Raw genomic sequence first — 18,337 nt, forward strand, 5'->3', positions numbered from 1 at the left:
CTGTTTGCGCTGGTGGGCGTACCAACAAGAAAGGATGACCCCGTGTCGGTCATGATTACCGCCGTCGAGTCCACCGACCTGTTCGTCGGTACCGAGGACAACCCGCGTCAGGTGCTCCGCGTGACACTTGACGGCCCGCCCGGTCCGGTCACCGTTACCGGGCCCGGTGTCTCCGGTAACGCGACCGGCACGGGTGTCGTCGAGGTCCCCCTGGACATCGACGACCGAGTCCCCGGCAGGCAGCTGCCGGTAACCGTCACGGCCGGCGACGCGACCGCGGAAGCAACGGTCGTCGTCGCCGAGCCGGGCTGGACGATGTTCCTCGTCTCACACTTCCACTACGACCCGGTGTGGTGGAACACCCAGGCCGCGTACACCTCGCCGTGGGAGCTGCTCTCCGGTGACGCCACCACCCGGCCGCTCTGGGAGCGCAACGGCTTCGCGCTGGTGGACGCGCACATGGACCTCGCCCTGCGCGACCCGGTGTACACCTTCGTTCTCGCCGAGATCGACTACCTGAAGCCGTACTTCGATCTGCATCCCGAGCGTCGGGCGGACCTGCGCCTGCTGATCGAGCGCGGCCAGGTGGAGCTGATCGGCGGCACCTACAACGAGCCCAACACCAACCTCACCGGTGCCGAGACCACCATCCGGAACATCATCTACGGTGTCGGCTACCAGCGGGACATCCTCGGCGGGGATCCGCAGACGGCCTGGCAGCTGGACGTGTTCGGGCACGACCCGCAGTTCCCGGGCTATCTCGCCGACGCCGGGCTGACCGGTTCGGCCTGGGCCCGCGGCCCGTTCCACCAGTGGGGGCCGATCCAGAAGAACTTCCGCGAGGCCAAGAACGACGCGACGGTCATGCAGTTCCCGAGCGAGTTCGAGTGGATCTCGCCGTCGGGGCTCGGTGTCCTCACCCACTTCATGCCGCACCACTACTCGGCCGGCTGGTGGATGGACTCCTCGCCGGATCTGGCGAGCGCCGAGAAGGCCGTCTACGAGCTGTACCAGCGCCTCAAGCCGGTCGGCGCGACGAAGAACCTGCTGCTGCCGGTGGGCACCGACTACACCCCGCCGAACAAGTGGGTCACCGAGATCCACCGCTCGTGGGCCGAGAAGTACGTCTGGCCCCGTTTCGTCTGCGGTAACCCTCGGGACTTCCTCGCCGCCGTCCGCGCGGAGCTGGCCGAAGCCGGACGCCGCCCCAGCCCACAGACGCGGGACATGAACCCGGTCTACACGGGCAAGGACGTCTCCTACATCGACACCAAGCAGGCGCAGCGGGCCGGCGAGGTTGCCGCCGTGGACGCGGAGAAGCTGGCGACGCTGGCCGCGCTGGAGGGGCTCGGTCGGTACCCCGACGCCGCGCTCGACAAGGTCTGGCGGCAGCTCGCCTACGGCGCCCACCACGACGCCATCACCGGATCGGAGTCCGACCAGGTCTACATCGACCTGCTCTCCGGCTGGCGGGAGGCGTACGACCTGGCGGCCACCGTCCGGGACCGGTCGTTGGAGGCGCTCGTCGGGACGGTTGACACCACCGGTGCCGGAACCCCGATCGTCGTCACGAACACCCTCTCCTTCGTCCGCTCCGACCTGGTGTCGGTCCGGCTTCCCGAGGGCCACGACGGTGGCCGGGTGATCGACGACACCGGCGCCGAGGTGCCGGCCGTGGTGGACCGGGGCACGCTGCGCTTCCACGCCGCCGACGTCCCCGCCCTGGGCTGGCGGACCTGGCGGCTGCTGCCGGGCGTCTCCAGCGCCGAGCCGGCCTGGACGCCCGCCGACGGTGCCGCGATCGAGAACGCCTACTACCGGGTCACCGCCGACGCCGAGCGCGGTGGCGGGCTCGACAGCATCTACGACAAGATCGCGGACCGCGAACTGATCCGCGCCGACCACCTCGGCAACGAGCTGCGGATCTATGAGGAGTACCCGACCCACCCCGACTTCGGCGAGGGCCCGTGGCACCTGCTCCCGAAGGGCCCGGTCGTGGGTAGCGCGGCGGCGGGGGCGACGGTCCGCGTCGAGACCAGCCCGATCGGCACCCGCCTGGTGGTCTCCGGCGTCGTGGAGGAGATCGGCTACGAGCAGACGATCACGCTCTGGCACGGGGTGCGCCGGGTGGACTGCCGTACCCGCATCGTCGACTTCGCCGGCGCCGACCGGCTGGTCCGGGTGCGGTTCCCGGTCGACCTGCCCGGTGCCCTGCCGGTCTCCGAGGTCGCTGCCGCGGTGGTCGGCCGGGGGTTCGCGCTACCGGACGTGGACGCCGCAACCGCGCCCTGGACGCTGGACAACCCGGCCAACACCTGGTTCGGGCTCGGCTCCACCGCGCGGGTCTCGCTCTCCGACGCCGCCGGTGCCCCGCTGGGGGACCGCGCCCTCGGCGTCGCCGAGGTGGTCACGCCCACGCTCGACGAGGCGGCCGACGCCCGCGACCTGGTCGTCGCGCTGGCCGCGGTCGGTGTCACGGTGACGACCGCCAGCGCTGACTGGGCGCGGTACGGCTGGCTCGACGTCGACTCGAACCTGCCGGACTTCCGCATTCTCATCGGTGGGGCGCAGGACAACGACGCCACCCGGGAGCTGTTGGAGCGGGCGGGCCCGGAGTACGTCGAGGCGCTGGAGCAGCACGGCCGGGTCTGGATTCCCGCGGAGAAGCCGCTGCACGAGGTGTGGCAGCCCAACGCCGACCTGCGGGACCTGCGGGCGCTGCCGGCGCTCGTGGTCACCGACGTCGCCGCGCTCACCGAGGATGTCGCGGACGCCCAGATCCAGGCGCCCTGCCCGGGTTCGGTGCCGGCCTCGGAGCTGCTGGTCAACCACACCGTCGCGATGCTCACCTACGGGCTGCCCGGCTTCGCCGTCGACCCGACCGGAGCGCTGCACCTGTCGCTGATGCGTTCCTGCACCGGCTGGCCGTCCGGGGTCTGGATCGACCCGCCGAAGCGGACCCTGCCCGACGGCGCTTCGTTCCAGCTGCAGCACTGGACCCACGAGTTCAACTACGCGGTGACCAGTGGCGACGGCGACTGGCGGGCGCTCACGCTGCCCGCACAGGGCCAGGAGTTCAACCACCCGCTGTACGGCCGGGTGGTGGAGAACCACCCGGGAACGAAGCCGGCCACGCACTCGTACCTGGGGGTGGAGCCGGCCCGGGAGGTGCTGATCGGCACGCTCAAGCCCACCGGTAACCCGATCGCGCACGGCGCCGCCGCGTCCTCGGACCCGGCGGACGCGGTCAGCCTGCGGCTGCTGGAGTCGACCGGGCTCGGCCGCTCCGCGACCCTGACCGGTGCGCTGGCCCTGTCCGACAAGCACCAGGCCGACCTGCTGGAACGTCGTGGTGCGCCGCTCGCGGACTCGATTGAGTTGGCGGGTTCGCAGGTCACCACGGTCGTCGGTGTGCCGGCCGCGGCCCCGCGCAGCGAGGAGCCGCTCGGCCCCGAGGTCGAGATCGCCCAGCCGGTGCACTCCCGGTACTGGTTGCACAACCGGGGTCCGGCGCCGATGGGGTACCTGCCGGTCTCCGTGGGTGTCTCACCGGGGCTGCTGCGGACCGTCAGCGAGCCGGTCGAGGTCTCCGTGGTGCTCGCCTCGCACCTGCGGGACGCGGCCGTCGAGGGGACCGTCAATGTCCTCGTACCGCAGGGGTGGACGGCTTCGCTGGGTAGCCGCCCGTACCGGCTCGACCCCGATGGTCAGCTTCGCTTCGACGTCACGGTGACGCCCCCGGCCGGGGTGGAGTCCGGGCTGTACTTCATCACCGCGCGGACCGAGCACCTCGGACAGACGATCGAGGATGTCGCCACGGTCGCGGTCGGCGAGCTGCCCGCGCTGCTGCCGGTGCCCGGAGACATTCCGGAGGACGCGGACGCGATGCAGGGCACGACGGCCGAGACGGGACGCGACACCGGGCTCACGGTGGACGTCACCACCACCTCGGTCACCGTCGCTCCCGGCGGGCGGGCGACCGTCGGAGTGTCGCTGCACAACCGCACCCGGGGGGAGATCCGGGCTGAGCTCCAGCTCGTCTCGCCCTGGGGCACCTGGGACGCCATCGCCGAGCCGATCCGCGGTGTCGCGTTGGCCGCCGGCGAGTCCGACACGATCACCTTCGACGTCGTTCCCCCGCGGGACGCCGACCCAGGCCGCTTCTGGGCGCTGGTGAAGGTGATGTGGTTCGGCCGTTGCCAGTACGCCCCGACGGTTGAACTGGTGCTGGAGCCATGACCACCGCGCAGCTCGACGAGTCGGTGCTGGGCTGGCTCGACGGACGGCCATTGGACCGTACGGAGCTCGACCGCCGGCTCGCCGCCCTGCGCGGCGGGCTGCGGTCCTCCGCACTGCCGGTGCCCGGGAGCGCGGAGGACCGGCAGCTGACCCGCTGGGTGGCGCAGGTGATCCTGACCGAACAGCTCTGCGTCGCGGAGGCCGAGGCCCGTGGTCTCGACGTGACGGATGCACCACTGGTTCGGTTGGATCAGCTGGCCGCCGTCGAGTTCGGATCCATCACCGCGGCGGCGTTCGAGGGCTGTGCCGCGGTCCGGGCTCTGTATGCGGAGCTGACCGCGGAGGTCACCGCGCCAGCGGAGCAGGTCGCTGCCTATCGTGCGGCGACCGCTACGCGGTCGGCCGGGGTCGTGTGGCAGTTGTCCTCCGCCGATGGCGACTTCGAAGCGTCCCCGGACTCGTTGCCGGCGGCGTTGGCGGAGGCGCTGCGTTCGGCCGTGCCGGGGGAGACGGTCACCGTCGACTCGTGGACGGTGGTGCTTCGGGGGCGCCGGGAGTTGGTCGATCCGGCTCCTGATCCGACTGATCGGATCAACGACTCCGCGCGCCGGGTCGCCTTTGTCCGGTGGCTCGACCACGCTCGCGCGCACCGGCTTCGGCTGGTGTCGGGGCTGGAGCACCCGGGCGACCCGAACCAGCCCGATAACTACCACCGGCACTGACGCTCCGGCCGGGGTTGCTCGTCGCCGACGGCGACGAGCAACCCCGGCCGGGCTTTGCGCTACTCGCTACTTCTGGTGCTGGCTGGACTGGCGCCGGCGGGTGAGGTAGATGAAGCTGGCGCCGACGAGGAGGAGCAGGGTGGCGGTGGCGAGCAGGCTGGGCAGGCTGGCCCCGGTGATGGGTAGGTCGGGATCGGTCGGATCGGTGGGATCGGTCGGATCAGTCGGGTCAGTCGGGTCCGTGGGGTCCGTGGGATCAGTCGGGTCCGTGGGGTCAGTCGGGTCGGTGATGATGACGATGACGGCCTCGGACTGACTGTTGGGGCACAGGACCGTGTCGCTGATGTAGTCGGCGGTGATGGTGTGGGTGCCGGCGGGGAGCCGGAGGGTGTGGGTGGCGGTGTTGTTGGTGTCCAGGGGCACGGTGGCGAGGTCGGTGTTGTTGCGGAAGGTGATGCTGCCGGTCGGGGGTCCGGGGTCGCAGGTGACGGTGGCGGTGAGGGTGACGTCCTGATCCGTGGTCGGGTCCGGTGGCGAGACCTGCAGGTCCGTGGTGGAGGTCGCCTGAAGCGTGGGCAGGGCCAGGCTGTGGTTGTTGCCGACGGCGGTGGTGGTCAGGGTGGTGCCGGTGGGCAGGATGACCGCAACGGGGGTGTTGCTGCTGCTGGCGATGCCGACCCCGCCGCTGGTGGTGAGATTGGCACCGAGTTGACCGAAGGAGTTGTCGCCCCAGGCGAGGGCGGTTTCGGTGTTGGTCAGCGCCACGGTGTGGTTGCTGTTGCTGGCGGCGATGGCGGTGAGCGTGGTGTCGGCGGGCAGGATGACCTCGACCGGGGTGCCGCTGCTGAGGTTGTTCCCGTTGCCCAGCTGGCCCGAGGAGTTGTTACCCCAGGTGGCGGCGGTGCCGTTGCCGAGCAACGCCACACTGTGGCGCGCGCCGGCGGCGACGGCGGTGACCTCGGTGCCCGGTGCCAGGGCGACGTTGACCGGCGCGAGGGCGTCGTCGTTGGTCCCGTCACCGAGTTGCCCCTGGGAGTTGTCCCCCCAGGCGAGGGCGACGTTGCCGGAGGTTACCGCGAGGCTGTGGGCCGGGCCGCCGGCGATCGCGGTGAGCGTGGTGCCCGGCACCAGCGCGACACTGCGCGGCTCGCTGGCGTTGTTGGTGCTTTCGTCGCCCAGTTGGCCTTGGTCGTTCGCCCCCCAGGCGAAGGCGCTGCCAGTGGAGGTCAGCGACAGGCTGTGGACGGCACCGGCGGAGATGGCGGTCGCCGTGGTGTTCGTGGGCAGGTTGACGGTGACGGGTGTGCTGGTGTTGTCGGTGCTCCCGTCGCCGAGCTGACCGTGGGAGTTGCTGCCCCAGGCGAAGACGGCGCCACTGGAGGCCAACGCCAGACTGTGGGCGTTGCCGGCGGCGATGGCGGTAACCTCGGTTCCGGTGGGTAGGTCTACCGTGACGGGCGTGTTGCTGCTGGTCGTGGTGCCGTCGCCGAGTTGACCGGAGGTGTTGTCGCCCCAGGCGAGCAGGGTGCCGGTGTTGGTCAACGCCAGGCTGTGGGAGCCGCCGCCGGCGATGTCGGTGACCAGGGCGCCGGCGGGGAGGCTGACCTCGACCGGTACGTTGCTGTTGTCGTTGTTCCCGTCACCCAGCTGTCCCTGGTTGTTCTCACCCCAGGACAGGGCGGTGTCTGTCACGGCGGCGGCCGTCGGTGGCTTGTGCTGCGCGAACGCGGGCGACACGACGAGCGCCTGCGTGACCGTCACGGCCAGCGCGAGGGAGAGCCAGCCGGTGGCGGTGCGTCCCGTCTGTTGCCCTTCAACGCCTCGGCCGAGCCGTTGACCGATTCCTTGCATCGTGCATACCTCCGAGCCGACAAATGACCGCTAATAGGGCAGCAGCCACCTTTAGCCACCTATCACCCTGTGCGGGTAGAAATATCTCTACCGTCAGGATCAACGCGTACCGGGCGTTAAGGATGTCGGTCTGGGCAAAAGGGCGATTGACTTGGCCTCCGCGACGTGAGTCGACGCCGACGACGGTGGCCGGGGCGGCGGCGCCCAGGAGGGGCCGCGCGTGGCGGCGACGGCGCTCAGAAGAGCGTCAGCGGCTGCACCGGAGCCGGTCGGGGCAGCGGCTCGAGCGCGGGGACGCGGGCGCGTACCTCGTCGTGGAAGCGGCGGGCGAGCACCGGGGCGTCGGCGTTGTCTGGAGTGTGGACGAAGAAGGTGGGCGAGCGGCCCTCGTGGAGCCAGCCGGCGACGGTGTCGACCCAGCGCCGCCAGCCCGCGCTGGTCTGGTCGGGATCGTCCCGGCCGAGGTAACGGACGACCGGCCGGTCGGTCAGCGCCTCCGAGCGGAGTGGCATCCGAGGCTTCTTCGTCCAGGCATCCCGCTCCGCGTCACTGGTCGGGGGCCGGGCGAAGAACGCGGTGGTGTCGAAGGGAATCCACTCGGTGCCGGTGGCGGCCAGCGTCTCGACCAACAACTGGGCGGCGCCGGGGTCGACGAAGAACGCGGGGTGGCGCACCTCGACCGCGTACCGGTAGGTCGGGGGGAGGCGCCGCAGGAAGCGGGCCAGGGTGGCCACATCGCCCGGAGCGAAGGAACCCGGCAGCTGGATCCAGAGAGCCTGTGCCCGGGGCCCCAGGGGCTCGATCGCGTCGAGGAAGGCACGCAGCGGTTCGTCCACTGCACCGAGGCGACGCTCGTGCGTGACAACCCGGGGCAGCTTGAGCACGAACCCGAAACTCGGGTCGGTCTGCTGCGCCCAGGAGGACACGGTCTCCCGGGAGGGGGTCGCGTAGAAGGTGGTGTTCCCCTCCACCGCCGTGCACCACCCGGCGTAGTGCCGCAGGCGTTCGGGCGCTGGTAGCGGGTGGGCCACCAGGCGACCCTGCCACGCCTTGTGCGTCCACATCGCGCATCCCACCTGGAGCCGCACGCGAGCTGGTCAGTCCGGAGTGGGGAAGCCGTACCGGGCGGCGTGCTCCGGATCGGCCGGGTCGATCTGGCGTACGCCGGAGTCGGCGAGGCGCTTGTTGACCTCGTCCAGCCGCTCCCGCACCAGCCGGGCCTCCTCCTCGGTGACCCGACCCCGGTGCGGCCGGCCCGCGTGCTCGATGGTGCCGTAGTCGACCTTCTCGGCGGCGCGGCGGCTCTTCGGCGGGCGGATCCGCTCGGCGGTCCGCAGCAACTGCGCCATCGGCGTGTCGGTGGCCATCGAATCGAACTCGCTGGCGGTCAGTACGACCCGGCGCGGCTCGCCCTCACCGTGGCTGTCGTGGATCTCCACGATCGCGACGTCCAGGGCCGCGTCGTCGATGTTCTCCACCTCGGCCGGGGTGGCGTCCAACTGTACGGGCCCGGCAACCAGGTCCGGGTGCTCCAGGACGACCACCCGGGTGGCCTCGTCGTCGGGCTGGAGCACCCGGCCGCTGAAGTCGGAGACGCGGATCGTCTTCTTGCCCATGCGCGGAACTTCTCCTGTCGTAGCCCGGTCGCGGACCAGCAGACGTTACCCGACAGGTGTGCGAACGCCGGCGTCGGCTCGCCGGGCGGTGCGGTGGCGGGGGTGAGCCCCGGGCACCGCCCCGGGGCCCGACGGAGGGTCAGTGGGTGTTGGGGTGGCGGGTGGGCCGGCGGTTCAGCTCAACCCAGGTGAGTAGCGGCGAGGCGCGGATGCCGCGGTGCGGTGGCTGGGCCGGGAAGCGTTCCGCGGCAATCCAGGCGCTTGGCCAGAGTGGGCTGGAGTCATGGCAGCGGCGGTGCTGCGGCGGGTTCGGCATGACCCCACCATTCCAGACAATGTTGTACGTCTATTGAAGATAACGGTAACAGTCGATTTGCTAGGCGGTTCCCGGCAGGGGCAGCCGGACCTCGAACCGACACCCACCGGTGGTGTTGCGGACCTGCACCCGGCCGCCGTGCGCCTCGACCAACCCTCGTACGATCGCCAGCCCCAGTCCTCCGGAGCTGGCCAACTCCCCGGTGCTGGGGCGGCAGGGGGTGCGGGCTCGCTCGCCGCGGAAGGCGACCTCAAAGACGCGGGGTAGATCCGCCTCGGGGATGCCGCCGCAGGTGTCCGCGACCGCCAACCAGGCGCAGTTGGCCTCCGTTCCGGCCTCGACCCGGACGGTCCCCTCCGACGGGGTGTAGCGGACGGCGTTGAGGAGGAGGTTCCCCACCACCCGGGCCAGCTCCGGCTCACTGGCCAGTACGGTCGGCCAGCCCGAGTCGGGTGCCAGCAGCCGGATTCGGCAGGCGGCTGCCAGCGGTGCGGTGCTGGCGACGGCGTCCGACACGACATCGCCCAGGGGCACCGCCGACAGGGTCAGGCGCAGGGCGCCGGCATTGATCCGGGAGAGCTCGAAGAGGTCGTCGACCAGCCGGGTCATCCGATCGGTCTCCACCCGGATCCGGCGGTGGTACTCGCTCACCGTCGCGGGATCGTCGACCACCCGGTCCTCCAGCGCCTCAGCCATCGCGCGCAACCCGGCCAGTGGGGTTCGCAGGTCGTGCGACACCCAGGCGACGAGGTCCCGCCGACCCTGTTCGATCTGGCGTTCCCGCTGCCGGGCCTGGTCCGCCCAGACCGCGGCGGCGGCCAGGCGGCGCCCGAAGAGCCAGCCGACCGTGAGAACCACCAGGGCCGCCGCCGCCACCGTGATCAGCACCACGTTCCGGTCGTGCGGGGAGAGGAACATCTGGTCGGCGACCATGGCCACCGCGGCCACCATCGCGGTCACCGCTATGACCAGCAGGGTGACGATGTGTACCGTCACCGAGCGTCCGCGCAGCAGGCGCAGGGCGAGTGCGCCGAACGCGCCGACACCAAGCGCCGGACCGAGCGCGAACGCGAAGATCAGCGCCAGTTCACCCATCGGTCGGCTCGTATCGGTAGCCGATGCCCCAGACCGTCACGATCCGCCGGGGGTTCGCGGGATCGGCCTCCACCTTCTCCCGTAGCCGGCGAACATGCACGGTCACCGTTGACTGGTCACCGAAGTTCCAGCCCCACACCCGCTCCAGCAACTCCGCCCGGCCCACCGCCCGGGCGGGGTGTCGCATCAGGTAGGCCAGCAGGTCGAACTCGCGCACGGTGAGGGTCAGTTCGTGGCCGTGCAGCCGGGCCACCCGGGGGCCGGTCTCGACCACGAGCGCGTCGTCGCGGAGCACGGTGGCCGGTGCCGTCCGAGGCTCACCGCTGCGCCGCAGCACCGACCCGACCCGCAGGACCAACTCCCGGGGCGAGAACGGCTTGCCGAGGTAGTCATCCGCCCCAAGCTGGAGGCCGAGGACGCGGTCCGCCTCGTCGCCGCGCGCGGTGAGCATGATGATGGGCACCCCGTCCGGCTTGGCGCGCAACCGCCGGCATACCTCCAGACCGTCGAGCCCGGGCAGCATCAGATCCAGCACGACCAGGTCCGGCGGTTCGGCGGCGACCGCGGCGAGCGCCGAATCGCCGTCGCCGACATGCCGCACCTGGTAGCCGGCGTGTACCAGGTAGCGACAGACCACGTCACTGACTGTTCGGTCGTCGTCAACGACCAGTACCCGTTGCGTCACCGGGCCTCCCTCGTCGTTGCCCAGCCTAGCCGCGATGATCAGCTTAAGATCTTGCGAGGCGGTTACGGCCGTCGTCGGCGGCGGTGGCCCGCGACCCGCGGGTCCGCCCCCTGGGCGGGGTGTACGACGTCGCGACGAGCGGACCTCGGAGGAGGGCGATGGACAGCCGGCGGCTTCACCTGCACCTGACCACCTGGCTGGGGCAGTGGCCGGCTGGCCCGGGTCGGCATGTGGTCGCCGCTCGGCGTCGGGCCGAACCCGCCTGGGACGGGCGGCTCCGGCCGGCGATCGCCGTCTCCGCCGGGGAGCACCAGGTGCTCTCCGTGGCGCCGGCACGGGTCGCAGCCGTCCGGGAGCTGGCCCGGGGCTCGTCCCGGCGGCTCCTCGCTGGCCTGCCGGCGGCTGTCGGGCACCCCGACTGGGTGGTGCACGACGACGTGTTTCGGTGGACCGAGGACCCCGCACCGCTGCCGGAGGTCGGTGAGTGGATCCCGCCGACCTCGCCCGGCCTGCCGTCCTGGCTCCGACTGTTCGACCGGCCGGTGCTGGTGGTGCGCGACGACCGCGGCGAGTACCAGGCCGGGGTCGGCGTCAAGTGGCATGACGCGTACGGCCGGGAGTTGGCGGTGGGCACCGTCCCGGCAGCCCGGGGGCGGGGGCTGGCCCGTCGGCTGGTCGCCCAGGCGGCGCGCCGGGTCCTCGCCGAGGGGGCGGTGCCGACGTACCTGCACAGTCGGCAGAACACGGCGTCGGCCCGGGTGGCCGAGGCGGCCGGCTTCCCCGACCGGGGCTGGCTGTCGTTCGGGGTCTACCCGGGCTGAATTCGAGCGCGACCCGCACCAGGGCAGAGGTGAGGTGGCGGCCGGCGCGTGCCGCCGGGAGTGGGTAGGGCGCGGACCGGAGTTCCCGGGCCGGAGCCCCGGTCCGCGTCCTTCCCCCCAGGCCCCGCTGGCCGCCCGGGGCAGATCGCCGGATGCAGTTGTGACGCTACGTATTTAGTGGCGGGTAGGCAAGGGGTGATAGGAGGTGTCGGTGTGTCGAAAACTGGACTCTGACCTGCGCTAAGAGGCTGTGTGGCCGGCTGACGTCGCCGGTAACGGAGCGTACTAGGTATGTCCGGTGGTCAGCCCGAGGCGTTCGGCGGCGGCGCGGCCGTTGGCGTGGCTGGCGCCGTACGTGGTGACGAAGGCGTCGACTCCGGGCGGCCGCCACAACCCGGGCCAGCCCATCTCGACCACCACCACCGGGTGCTGGGCGGCGAGCGCCGCCACTAGGTCGGCGGCGCCGGGGAGCAGGTGTAGCCGCCGGCCGACCAGGACGATCGTCCGCTCGCCGGCGATCCGGCGCAGGGTCGCCGGGTCCGTGCCGGTGGCGACCACCCGCAGCTGCTCGACGCCGCTGAGGTGTGGGCCGAGTCCCCACGGCACCCGTGCCTCGGCGACTGTCCGGCTGGCCTGCAGCTGCACCACTAGGGGACGGCCGAGCCCGGTCAACGTGCCCTCCACCCGGACGGCCCGGCGGGCGGCGGCGTACCCGAGCTGGGTGGGCAGGGGGCTGGCGGCGCCGGTGGTCCGGGTCCGGGCGGCGAGTTCGGCGGTACGGCCGGCCGCCTCCTCGACCCGCGCCCGCTCCAGCCGGCCGTCGGTGAGCGCCGTCCCGATCTCGCCGGCGACCTGCTCGACCAGGCCAGCATCGACCTGCGCGCCGAGGCAGAGCAGGTCCGCCCCGGCGGCAAGCGCCGCGACCGCGGCCGGGCCGACCCCGCCGGTGGCCAACATGGCGCCCCTCATCTCGAGGGCGTCGGTGACGACCGCCCCGGTGAAGCCGTACTCGTGGCGTAGTAGCCCAACCAGGGCTGCCCGGCTGAAGGTGGCCGGGCCAGCCCCGGTCAGGGCCGGGATCCGGATGTGCGCCGTCATCACCGCCCGGGTGCCGGCGTCGACCACCGCCGCGAACGGCGGTAGGTCCCGCTGGCGGAGGAGCGCCAGGGGGACGTCGACCGTGGGCAGTTCGTGGTGGGAGTCGGCGACTGTGGCGCCGTGGCCGGGGAAGTGTTTGGCGCAGGCGGCGACGCCGGCGTGTTGCAGGCCGGCCACCGCGGCGGCGGCGTGCGCGGCCACCTGATCCGGGTCGCGACCGAAGGAGCGGGTGCCGATCACCGGGTTCTCGTCGGCGCTGTTGACATCAACGGCCGGGGCCAGGTTGACGGTGATGCCGAGGGCGGCCAACTCCGCCCCGATGGCCTCGTGGACACGTCGGGTCAGCGCCACGTCGCCGATCGCGCCGAGCGCGGCGTTGCCGGGGTACGGGCTTCCGGTCGCGTGCGCGAGGCGAGTGATGTCTCCGCCCTCCTCGTCGATCGCGATCAGAACGTCGGACCGGGCGGTGCGGAGCGCGGCGGTGCTGGCCGCCACCTGTTCGGGGTTGGGTACGTTGGTGCCGAAGAGCGTGTGTCCGGCGAGGCCGTCGCCGACCAGATCAATGGCCCACTGTGGTGGTACCGGGCCCGGGTACGCGGCGAGCAGCGTGCCCAGCACGAGGCGGCGAATTCCTGGATCCATCTACTCCCCTGTCTCGCTGTCGGTACGACCAGTTACCCGCTCGCTCAGTGGTCGTTACGCTACGGTTACCTCTTTCGTCGTTGCATGTGGCTGGTTTTATGAACCCTCGAGGACTGGCATGACTATGACCCGGCTCCCCGGCACTCCTCGCCTGTTGCGGGCGCTCAACGACCGCGCGGCGCTGGAGCTGCTACTGGAGCAGGGCCCGCTGACCCGGGCGCGGCTGGGCGAGCTGACCGGTCTGTCCAAGGTCACCGCCTCCCAGCTGGTCGAGCGCCTGGAGGAACGAGGGCTGGTCACCCGGGTTGGTGAGCAGGTGGGCGGGCGGGGTCCGAACGCCCAGCTCTATGCCGTCCGCCCGGGAAGCGCCCACGTGGTCGGGGTCGATTTCGGCGCCGAACAGGTGGTCGCCGCCTGCGCGGACATCACCGGGACGGTGGTCGGCCGCTCCGAGCAGGCAACTGGCGACATTGAGGACCCGGCCAGCCTGGTGCACAGCGCCGTCGTCGAAGCCGCGAGCAGCGCCGGGGCGCCCCTGGCGACCGTACGCCGGGTCGTCCTGGGCGCCCCTGGTCTGGTGGATCCGGCCAGTGGTGACATCACCTTCGCGTTCAACCTGCCGCGGTGGCACGCCGGCCTGCTCGGTGAGCTCCGGGAGGACCTGGGCATCCCCCTGGTCTTCGAGAACGACGTCAACCTGGCGGCGATGGCGGAGGCGCGGTCGGGAGCGGCGCAGGGCGTAGCCGACTTCGTCCTGGCCTGGGTGGACGCCGGTATCGGCCTGGCGATCATGATCGGCGGGCGGCTGCACCACGGCAGCACCGGCGCTGCCGGAGAGATCGGCTGGCTGCCGGTGCCCGGGGTGCCGATCCCGCGTGCCGCTGCCCTTCGGACGAAGCCCGCTTTCCAGCAGCTCGTCGGCGCGGAGGCGGTTCGCGCGCTCGCCCGGGAGCACGGGTACCCCGACGCCACGGCGGCCGGCGGGGTCGCTGCGGCGGCCGCCGACGGCGCGGCGGGTGCTCCGATGCTGGACGAGCTGGCCCGTCGGCTCGCGCTCGGCGTGACGAGCACCTGTGTGGTGTTAGATCCGCCGCTGGTGGTCCTGGCTGGTGCGGTCGGCGGGGCCGGCGGGGCGGCGTTGGCCGAACGAGTGCAGCGAGAGGTGGCGGCGATCGCGCTGGTTCGGCCGCGGGTGGTGCCGACCGGGCTGACCGAGGAGCCGATTCTGCGCGGCGCGCTGCACACCGCCCTGGCGGCGGTCCGGGACGAGGTGTTCGGCTCCACGACGAGCTGACCGGCGGGGACGGTGTGATGGTGCGGTCGCCGCTCCGCCGGTCGACCGCGCCTCGCTCCGGTGGCTCTTCGGGGGCTCGGGTGTGGCTGACCGGTGCGTGGTTGGATGGAGTCGTGACTGGTGCCCTGATCCCCGGCCCCGCCGGTGCCGCCCCCGCCCCCGCCGCCGTGGACGCGGATCTGGTGGTCAGCCTGGACGGCGTGACCGTGCGTCGCGCTGGTGCGGCCCTGCTGCACGACATGGACTGGCAGGTCGAGTTGGACGAGCGCTGGGTTGTGCTCGGTCCCAACGGTGCCGGCAAGACCACGCTGCTCAACCTGGCCGGTGGTCGACTGCACCCGACCGCCGGGCTTGCCCACGTGTTGGGCGAGCAGCTTGGCCGGACCGACCTGACCGAGCTGCGGACGCGGATCGGGCTCTCCACCGCGGCCCTCGCCGAGCGGATCCCCACCGAGGAGCGGGTCGTGGACGTGGTGGTGACCGCGTCCTGGTCCGTGGTGGGCCGCTGGCGGGAGGAGTACGACCGCGGCGACGAGATCCGGGCCCGAGCCCTGCTCGGCCAGCTTGGCGTCGGAGATCTCGCCGACCGCCGGTACGGCACCCTCTCCGAGGGGGAACGGAAGCGGGTACAAATCGCCCGGGCCCTGATGACCGATCCGGAGCTGTTGCTGCTCGACGAGCCCGCCGCCGGGCTTGACCTGGGGGGCCGCGAAGAGCTGGTGGCCCGGCTCGCGGAGCTGGCGGCGGACCCGGATGCCCCGGCGTTGGTGCTGGTCACCCACCATGTGGAGGAGATCCCGCCCGGCTTCACCCACGCGCTGCTGCTGCGCGACGGGAACGTGATGGCGCAGGGCCTGCTGACCGATGTCCTCACCGGGGACAATCTCAGCAAGACGTTCGGGCTGTCCCTGGTGGTGGAGCGGCACGGCGACCGCTACACCGCCCGTGCCGGTTGAGGCACGGCCCGGCCCACGTCGGGCCCTGACCGGGAAGGGATTCCGTAGCCCCCAAATCCGCACAACCGGAGGTGCGCGATGCCACAGACCCGGGTGGTCGTACTGGGTAGCGCCAACATGGACCTCGTGGCGACCGCTGCGACGCTGCCTCGACCGGGGGAGACGCTACTCGGCGCGGACTTCGTCATGGTGCCGGGCGGCAAGGGCGCCAACCAGGCCATCGCGGCCGCCCGGGCTGGCGCGGCCTGCACGTTCCTCGGTGCCATCGGCTCCGACGCCTTCGGCGTCACCCTGCGCGCCCGCATCACCGCGGCCGGAGTGGACACCAGCCAGCTGCGGGTCGCGTACGGAGCCTCCGGGGTCGCCCTGGTGATGGTGAACGCCGAGGGGGAGAACGCCATTGTGGTCAGTCCCGGCGCCAACGCCACGATGACCGGGCTGACCGAGCCGGAGCTGACCGCCATCCGCCAGGCGGATGTGCTGGTCGCCCAGTTGGAGATCCCGGTGGAGACCGTCACCGAGGCGGCGGTGGCGGCGCGTGCCGCCGGTACCCGCGTGGTGCTCAACGCCGCGCCGGCCCGGACCGTACCGCCGGAGCTCTTCGCCGCCACCGACGTCCTGGTGGTCAACGAGAGCGAGGCGCAGACGTTCACCGGTCACGGTCGGGACAAGCCGGCGGCCCTACTGGAGTTGACCCCTCGGGCGGTGCTCACCCTCGGTGTCTCCGGCGCCTGGTACGGCGACCGGGAGGGCGGCCGGGCATGCGTCCCGGCGGTGCCGGTCGAGACTGTTGACTCGACGGCGGCCGGCGACGCGTTCTCGGCCGCGCTCGCGGTCGGCTGGGGGGAGGGGCGCGACCTGGTGGACGCGGTGCGGTGGGCGGCGGGCGCCGGCGCGGCGTGTGTTCGGCGGCTCGGCGCTTCGGTGGCGTTACCCCGCCGAGACGAGATCGACGAGCTGTACCGGCTGAGCTGACTCTCCCGCACCGCACGCGCGGGCGGGTGGTGGCCGTGACGGCGGGATGTTCTGGCCGGCCGAGTCACCGGTCGTAGGTCTGCTGTTCGACGGCGCGCTGCACGGCGCGGTAGATCTGGCCGAACCGGAGCGCGTCCGGCGTGCGCAGGAGCAGTAGCTCGCGGCCCTGTGCCTGCACCCACAGCTCGTGCACCCGGTTTCCCCGCTCGTAGGAGCGGTCCAGCCAGCTGAGCGGGAGCTCCAGGAAGGGTGCCACGGCCAACGCGAGCAGCAGGCACCCGGCGAGAGTGAGCAGCACCGGCAGCCACCCTCGCTCCGGCGCCGACCAGACCAGCGAGAGTGCACAGAGCACCGCCGCCAGCGGCGGCAGCGACAACAGCAGCACCAGGACACCGCGGCTGAGCAGCCGCCCGCGGACGGCGAGGGTGGTTCGCCCCTTCGCGTGCCAGACGTACCTGATCTCGGCTATCGGTACCCGGAGCCCGCCCGACCGGATCGCCTCGGAGGTCACCTGCACCGCGTCGTCCCGGTAATAGAGGGTCATCATTAACCCTAACCGGGGTCGGTCGGTGTGGGTCGGCCCGCTCGGGCCGGCGCCGGCCCCTACTTCGGCACCGGGCCGCTCCGGCTGCTGGCGCGGGAGTGGGCCGATCTCGCCGCCGGGTGCGCTGGTTGGGGAGCCGGCTGACTGGCTTCGATGGCGCGCTGCAGGGCTCGGTAGATCTGCCCGAACCGCACCGCGTCCGCGGTCGCCAACAGCAGCATTGGCCGGCCCTGCCAACGGATCCAGATCTCCAGCCGGCGGCTGCCCCGGGCGTATGAGCGATCCAGATGTTCGAAGAGGAAGTCGGCGACCGGCCCGACCGCGAGCCCGACCAGCACCGAGGTGCCGATGATGGCGATGGTGACGGTGGGGGAGCGGCTGAGCCAGAGCGCGAGCGCGATGCCCGCCACCGCGGCGACCAGCGGACCGGCCAGGGCGGCGCCGATCGCGCCGCGGCCGACCAGCACGCGCCAGGAGCGGCTGCCGCGGTGGTGCCACGCGGCGCTGATCTCGGCCAGCGGGAAGGTCTGGTCCAGCACCTGGACAGCCCTGGATGTTACTTGTATCGATTTATCGTGGTAGTGCGTGACCATTTCCGAACTCCCGGCTACGGGGCTGGCGCCAGACTACGGCCCCGGCGGCCGGGCCGTAAGGTTGGCACGCTACTTCGACGAGGAAGTGAGGGACGGCGTGGGCGAGTTCGTGCGGCTGGAGATCAAGGACGGCATCGGCACCATCCGATTGGAGCGGCCGCCGATGAATGCGCTGAACACCCAGGTGCAGGAGGAGCTGCGCGCCGCGGCGACCGAGGCGGGTGGCGACCCGGCCGTCCGCGCGGTCATCGTGTACGGCGGGGACCGGGTCTTCGCCGCCGGGGCGGACATCAAGGAGATGGCCGAGATGTCCTACGTGGACATGTCCGAGCGGGCGGTCGCGCTCTCCGGTGCGCTGGGGGCGATCGCCCAGATTCCCAAGCCGGTGGTCGCCGCGATCACCGGGTACGCCCTCGGCGGGGGCTGCGAGCTGGCCCTCGCCTGCGACTGGCGGGTGGTCGCCGAGGACGCCAAGCTCGGCCAGCCGGAGATCAAACTCGGCGTCATTCCCGGCGCCGGCGGCACCCAGCGGCTGGCCCGCCTGGTCGGCCCGGCCCGCGCCAAGGATCTGATCATGTCGGGCCGGATGGTGGACGCGCCGGAGGCGCACCGGATCGGGCTGGCCGACCGGGTGGTCCCCGCCGCCGAGGTCTACCCCGCCGCGGTGGCCCTGGTGCAGCCGTACCTGACCGGGCCGGTGCAGGCCCTCCGCGCGGCGAAGCTGGCGGTCGACGGCGGTCTGGAGATGGATCTGACCTCCGGCCTGGCCTGGGAGAGCCAGCTCTTCGCGGCGCTGTTCGCCACCGACGACCGGCGGGAGGGCATGGCGGCCTTCGTGGAGAAGCGCAAGCCGGACTTCACCGGACGCTGATCCGGGGCGTTCCCTTTCC

Annotated in this window: 16 protein-coding genes; 7 read left to right on the plus strand and 9 right to left on the minus strand. The window is 72.1% G+C overall.

Features of this window, described 5'->3' with window-relative positions:
• Positions 1 to 42 precede the first annotated feature (42 nt).
• Entirely contained in the window at positions 43 to 4,239 is a 4,197-nt protein-coding gene (locus B118_RS0103770) for a glycoside hydrolase family 38 N-terminal domain-containing protein (protein WP_027657652.1), read from the plus strand.
• The gene (locus B118_RS0103775; protein ID WP_018220830.1) at positions 4,236 to 4,961 is read left to right on the plus strand and encodes a DUF7158 domain-containing protein; all 726 of its coding nucleotides are present in this window, start codon (positions 4,236 to 4,238) and stop codon (positions 4,959 to 4,961) included. The genes B118_RS0103770 and B118_RS0103775 overlap by 4 nt, the downstream gene beginning before the upstream one ends.
• Before the next feature lie 66 nt (positions 4,962 to 5,027).
• On the opposite strand, the gene B118_RS0103780 is transcribed toward B118_RS0103775, so the two are convergent.
• The 6 genes from B118_RS0103780 to B118_RS0103805 all read right to left on the minus strand — a co-directional run bounded on the left by B118_RS0103780 (position 5,028) and on the right by B118_RS0103805 (position 10,524).
• Positions 5,028 to 6,812: an RCC1 domain-containing protein gene (locus B118_RS0103780; RefSeq protein WP_028192392.1), complete on the minus strand. Its 1,785-nt coding sequence runs from the start codon at positions 6,810 to 6,812 to the stop codon at positions 5,028 to 5,030.
• 236 nt (positions 6,813 to 7,048) lie between these two features.
• Positions 7,049 to 7,876, minus strand: coding sequence for a DUF72 domain-containing protein (locus B118_RS0103785; protein WP_027645342.1), 828 nt, complete (start codon positions 7,874 to 7,876; stop codon positions 7,049 to 7,051).
• Between the two features lie 33 nt (positions 7,877 to 7,909).
• Positions 7,910 to 8,428 carry a hypothetical protein gene (locus B118_RS0103790; protein ID WP_028192393.1) on the minus strand — a complete coding sequence of 173 codons (519 nt, stop codon included), beginning with the start codon at positions 8,426 to 8,428 and terminating at the stop codon, positions 7,910 to 7,912.
• Positions 8,429 to 8,567: 139 nt separating this feature from the next.
• Positions 8,568 to 8,744, minus strand: coding sequence for a hypothetical protein (locus B118_RS32315; protein WP_202902319.1), 177 nt, complete (start codon positions 8,742 to 8,744; stop codon positions 8,568 to 8,570).
• A 60-nt stretch (positions 8,745 to 8,804) separates the two neighbouring features.
• Positions 8,805 to 9,839 (minus strand): sensor histidine kinase, encoded by a 1,035-nt coding sequence (locus tag B118_RS0103800; RefSeq protein ID WP_018220825.1) that lies wholly within the window; start codon positions 9,837 to 9,839, stop codon positions 8,805 to 8,807.
• Complete coding sequence (locus B118_RS0103805) at positions 9,832 to 10,524, minus strand: response regulator transcription factor (RefSeq protein ID WP_018220824.1); 693 nt, start codon at positions 10,522 to 10,524, stop codon at positions 9,832 to 9,834. Before B118_RS0103805 ends, B118_RS0103800 begins: the two co-directional genes overlap by 8 nt.
• A 158-nt stretch (positions 10,525 to 10,682) precedes the next feature.
• Here B118_RS0103805 and B118_RS0103810 point away from each other — a divergent pair, with 158 nt between their 5' ends.
• The gene (locus tag B118_RS0103810) at positions 10,683 to 11,345 is read left to right on the plus strand and encodes a GNAT family N-acetyltransferase (RefSeq protein WP_018220823.1); all 663 of its coding nucleotides are present in this window, start codon (positions 10,683 to 10,685) and stop codon (positions 11,343 to 11,345) included.
• A gap of 285 nt (positions 11,346 to 11,630) precedes the next feature.
• On the opposite strand, the gene B118_RS0103815 is transcribed toward B118_RS0103810, so the two are convergent.
• Entirely contained in the window at positions 11,631 to 13,085 is a 1,455-nt protein-coding gene (locus B118_RS0103815) for a glycoside hydrolase family 3 N-terminal domain-containing protein (RefSeq protein ID WP_028192394.1), read from the minus strand.
• Positions 13,086 to 13,203: 118 nt separating this feature from the next.
• On the opposite strand from B118_RS0103815, the gene B118_RS0103820 reads away from it, so the two are divergent.
• From B118_RS0103820 to B118_RS0103830, 3 genes are all read left to right on the plus strand, one after another.
• Positions 13,204 to 14,379 (plus strand): ROK family transcriptional regulator, encoded by a 1,176-nt coding sequence (locus B118_RS0103820; RefSeq protein ID WP_026185362.1) that lies wholly within the window; start codon positions 13,204 to 13,206, stop codon positions 14,377 to 14,379.
• 80 nt (positions 14,380 to 14,459) lie between these two features.
• Positions 14,460 to 15,335, plus strand: a complete 876-nt coding sequence (locus B118_RS0103825; RefSeq protein ID WP_018220820.1) for an ABC transporter ATP-binding protein — start codon at positions 14,460 to 14,462, stop codon at positions 15,333 to 15,335.
• Positions 15,336 to 15,413: 78 nt separating this feature from the next.
• A complete protein-coding gene (locus B118_RS0103830; RefSeq protein WP_028184443.1) occupies positions 15,414 to 16,310 on the plus strand; it encodes a ribokinase in 897 nt (298 codons plus the stop codon).
• 64 nt (positions 16,311 to 16,374) lie between these two features.
• On the opposite strand, the gene B118_RS0103835 is transcribed toward B118_RS0103830, so the two are convergent.
• Both B118_RS0103835 and B118_RS0103840 read right to left on the minus strand, forming a co-directional pair.
• Positions 16,375 to 16,854, minus strand: a complete 480-nt coding sequence (locus tag B118_RS0103835; RefSeq protein WP_026185361.1) for a DUF6232 family protein — start codon at positions 16,852 to 16,854, stop codon at positions 16,375 to 16,377.
• A gap of 59 nt (positions 16,855 to 16,913) precedes the next feature.
• Positions 16,914 to 17,447 carry a DUF6232 family protein gene (locus B118_RS0103840; protein ID WP_028192395.1) on the minus strand — a complete coding sequence of 178 codons (534 nt, stop codon included), beginning with the start codon at positions 17,445 to 17,447 and terminating at the stop codon, positions 16,914 to 16,916.
• A gap of 97 nt (positions 17,448 to 17,544) precedes the next feature.
• Between B118_RS0103840 and B118_RS0103845 the strand changes: the two genes are divergently transcribed.
• Entirely contained in the window at positions 17,545 to 18,318 is a 774-nt protein-coding gene (locus B118_RS0103845; RefSeq protein WP_018220816.1) for an enoyl-CoA hydratase/isomerase family protein, read from the plus strand.
• Positions 18,319 to 18,337 lie beyond the last annotated feature (19 nt).

It is taken from the genome of Salinispora pacifica CNR114 (assembly GCF_000514775.1).
Lineage (GTDB): Bacteria > Actinomycetota > Actinomycetes > Mycobacteriales > Micromonosporaceae > Micromonospora > Micromonospora pacifica.